This is a genomic window from Okeania sp. (assembly GCF_983059655.1).
The window spans coordinates 1-3,796 of sequence record NZ_CEZPJD010000769.1; the positions used below are offsets into that span (position 1 = coordinate 1).

Consider the following 3,796-nt stretch of genomic DNA (forward strand, 5'->3'; position numbering starts at 1 on the left):
ACTACAATTTTTGCACTATACGCACTTATTCTTTACTCGGTTTATATCGTTGTGCCCACCATACCATACAATCACAAAGTTGAGTTAGTACAGCTAGAGTTACCTTACGATGTTCTTGGTTAAAGTTTTCCTCATTGTCAGAGTTTTCCTTATTGTTAGCTGCCCATAACTTCTTTGCCATCCCCTCAACTTGCTTTTTATATTTAGCTTTTTGCTCCTCATTCTTCTTATCCTTGGGAATTTCTATAGAATCGTTGGGAACTTTAACACCAGCTTCTGCCATAATCTCTACAAGATCTTTCCAAGTATCTTGCCAATACTGAGCTTTAGCTTCATTGTTGTCTTTCTCCAACCGAAACTGCTCTCCCCAAAACCGCTCTAAACCATAAGCAACCGTCATTCGCATTTTATGAGTTTCATTCAAAACGTCGCGATCGCTATACTTTAACACCAAGTTGTGAGCATACTCATCTAATCTGTAAGGTTGAAAGTTCATTGTTATACTCCTCTAATAGTCACTTTACAACTTCCGAAACCGATGGACTCTAATCCACCTAAATAAATTTCACTTTCATTTACACTATCTGAGGAAGATATACTAGAAGTATTTTCTTCATCAGTTTCTTTTTCTTTCACAAAAGGTTGCCATTTATCCTCTTTCTCACCGTTAGTAGCAGGTTGAGATTTATCTTTTTCCTCAGTATTAACATCAGATTCAGATTTCTGTTTACTTTTTTTGATAGCAACTGGAAAAACTAAAATGGTTTCCTCTGGCAACGCTTCAGTATTAAAAAATGCTTTATTAGCTGCTTTTTTTTGCTCCTTATCAAGAGCAACTCGACTCTGACGATACAAGGCCATATCGTGAATCATAGCAATTTCGTTATCTTCTACTATTATTGCAGGTAATTGCTTACCTTGAGGAAACCAAGGAGTTAAGTCTTCTTGTTGATTAATAGTCAGAAAACCAAAGTTAAAAAATAGAGTCTTCTTACCATCTATATTTATTGCTTTCAAAGTTTGGGAACCCGTATATTCTTTTGGCAAATCTAAGTCTTTAAATTTCAAATCTACCTTTTTAGATTTTTCATTCTTCTTAGCAACATGTTTAATCTCATCCCCAGCAATACGTTGATATCGCTTGAGCAAACGAGGGCAGCTTACCCAAACAATAGGTTGACCAGGGCAAAACACGGGTATCCAAACTATAGAAGCATACTCAAACTTAACTAAAGATTCTGTCGTGCTATCAGCTTTACCCGTTTCTGCTTCTTGCCCATACCATTTTTCAGCAATAGTTTTTCCTTGTTGTTCGCGCATTTCTGCCTTCATCCGACCTCGAATAGAGCTACCGGGAATAATTCCTGTCTGAGTAAACTGGTCTCGAAAAATCAAGTTTAAATTACCAGTTTCTTCACCAGCACTCGCACCCACATGGAGAGGTGCCAGAGTCTCAATAATACCGTAAGCTTTCTGATACATAAGTTAAATCTCCGTTAAATTAACTGCTAAAAAATTTGTGACTTAGTCTCTATTAAGAAGTTATAGCAGTCGAAGGAAAGGTTAGGACAGTTCAAAAGTTTAAAACTCAGACAACGTAAGACTTTTCCTTCTTCCTTCTTTCTTCTTCCTTCTTTCTTCTGCTATACCTAAATTTGTGAGAAACTAGAATTCTTACTCAACTTCATTCAAAGTGAAAACTGACCATATATTTTATCGAATTTTCCAAGAGTTACCCGAAACCTTCTTTCAGTTATGGGGAGAAGTGCCAGGAAAACTCAACGATTATCGTTTTGATTCAGTAGAATTAAAACAGACTGCCTTTAGAATAGATGGGGTATTTTTGCCTCAAGATATTGACCAACCAATTTATTTTACGGAGGTGCAATTTCAAAAAGACGAAAAAATCTATTTACGTTTATTTTCTGAGATTTTCACCTATCTTAGAGATAACGACCCAAACTTACGTTGGCGTGCTATGATTATCTTTAAAAGTCGTAGCTTTGAACCAACAAAAAGGGAAAGAGAGTCTGTGCAACCTTTTTTAGATTCTCCCCTAGTCAAGCGCATCTATTTGAATGAATTAGAAGTGAGTGAAACAACTCCTTTAGGTATACAAATAGTTCAATTAGTTGTAGAAAAGAAGAAACAATTTTTGGACAGAGCAACCGTTTTAATTAATCGAGTAAAACAGCAGTTTACTGATGAAAATGATCGGTTACAAATTTTTAATTTATTGTCCGTTATTGTTCTGGAAAAATTACCACAAATGAGTCGTAAGGAGTTAGAAGCCATGTTTAGTATGAATGATTTGAAAAAAACTCGTTTTGCTCAGGAATTAATGGCAGAATCAAAAATAGAAGGAAAGCTAGAAATTATTCCTCGCTTATTAAAGGAAGGCTTTCCTGTCGAAAAGATTGCCAAAATTTTAGAATTAGAAGTTGAGCAAGTTCGACAAGCTATTGCTAAACTGAACTAACTTAAACAGTTGGTTGGGTTGAGATAACAAAACTCAACCAACTATTTCCTGCATTCCAGACTATTGTTTTGAACAAAATTACTACAAATGATTAGAATTAGAAATTGAGCAAGTTCGACAAGCTATTTCTAAACTGAACTAACTTAAACAGTTGGTTGGGTTGAGGTAACAAAAACCAACTAATTATTGCCAGTATTCCAGACTAACAAAACTAAACCTATTGCTTCTAAAATTAACCAATAGCTTTAACTAATCAACCGACCTAACCTTTTCCGCAATTCCTGTGCTGCTTGTTCTGCGTGTTCGTCTGTATAACCAGTCGTCTCTATAGAAACAGCCATTTTTGTATCTTCACTTTCATAAAGATGCAGCAAAAAAATATGACGGCCATCTATAGTTCCTCGACGCGCTGCTTTAACTCCATTTTTCGGAGCGCTAAAAGCATTTTTATCGAAACGAACATATTCAACCCAAGGCAAATTTTCTAACATCTTTTTTACCTTTTTCCATATTTTAGGGCGATGATGTTCTCTAGACTCTTGAACATTGACTACTTCCGAGCGTGGTTTAGTGGAATTAGGAAGGTTATTAGGAGCAGTATGTACTTTCCCAGGAGTAGCATTAGTTTCTAGGTGGGGTAGATAAATTAATGCTCTATACTGTTCGTGAATGTAACAGACAGGAATCCACTTTGGGTTTCCCACCAATGCCATAATCATAGTCTGTGCTTTGAAACCTCCAGTGGCTGCCAGGGTGATGTTTCCTTTAGCGACACTAATTAGTTCTTCTAGCAACTTTGCCATTTTTTCCAAAGCAGACTCAGATTCTTCTGTTTCATAATTAACTCCAGGAAGTTGATACAAACTTACATTTTCCTGACCAAGAGCAGACTTGAAAAAATCTCCAATAACTTCAGCACATTCTAAACCCTCCGGAGTTTCTGAGTGTAAAAGCATAATTTCATCGTTAGGGTGGGGGTCGAGTCGCCAGAATGTATTAGTTTCTGCACTTAGCCATTCAAGAGCATTTTCGTCCTCACTGAATTTTTGATTTAACCAATTAAGAGCAAGGTTGCGATCGCCTATAATCTTTTGTCCCATCCAAGGTCTTGAGTCTCGGTTTCTCAGCATCGACGTACCGACAGTCATTATTATTGTTTGCATTGTTTAAATATCCAATTAATTTTTGATTATTCGTTTTCCGTTATATCATTACCCAAAGGTAAAGCTAACCCACAACCCCAACGCTTGAGGGAGGGTCCCTCTTTGGGAAACCAATTTTCATCCCAATTTTGCCAACACTTATCCAGTGGTTTTT

4 protein-coding genes are annotated in these 3,796 nt (G+C 36.6%); 1 reads left to right on the top strand and 3 read right to left on the bottom strand.

Annotated elements, in window-relative coordinates:
- Positions 1 to 25: 25 nt before the first annotated feature.
- Both AC3DU7_RS28095 and cmr4 read right to left on the bottom strand, forming a co-directional pair.
- Entirely contained in the window at positions 26 to 496 is a 471-nt protein-coding gene (locus AC3DU7_RS28095; protein ID WP_488042550.1) for a hypothetical protein, read from the bottom strand.
- 2 nt (positions 497 to 498) lie between these two features.
- The gene (cmr4, locus tag AC3DU7_RS28100; protein ID WP_488042551.1) at positions 499 to 1,482 is read right to left on the bottom strand and encodes a type III-B CRISPR module RAMP protein Cmr4; all 984 of its coding nucleotides are present in this window, start codon (positions 1,480 to 1,482) and stop codon (positions 499 to 501) included.
- 211 nt (positions 1,483 to 1,693) lie between these two features.
- Between cmr4 and AC3DU7_RS28105 the strand changes: the two genes are divergently transcribed.
- Positions 1,694 to 2,479, top strand: a complete 786-nt coding sequence (locus tag AC3DU7_RS28105) for an Rpn family recombination-promoting nuclease/putative transposase (RefSeq protein ID WP_488042552.1) — start codon at positions 1,694 to 1,696, stop codon at positions 2,477 to 2,479.
- A gap of 245 nt (positions 2,480 to 2,724) precedes the next feature.
- Here the strand turns inward: AC3DU7_RS28105 and AC3DU7_RS28110 are convergent, their stop codons facing one another.
- Positions 2,725 to 3,642, bottom strand: coding sequence for a putative CRISPR-associated protein (locus tag AC3DU7_RS28110; RefSeq protein ID WP_488042553.1), 918 nt, complete (start codon positions 3,640 to 3,642; stop codon positions 2,725 to 2,727).
- Positions 3,643 to 3,796: the final 154 nt, after the last annotated feature.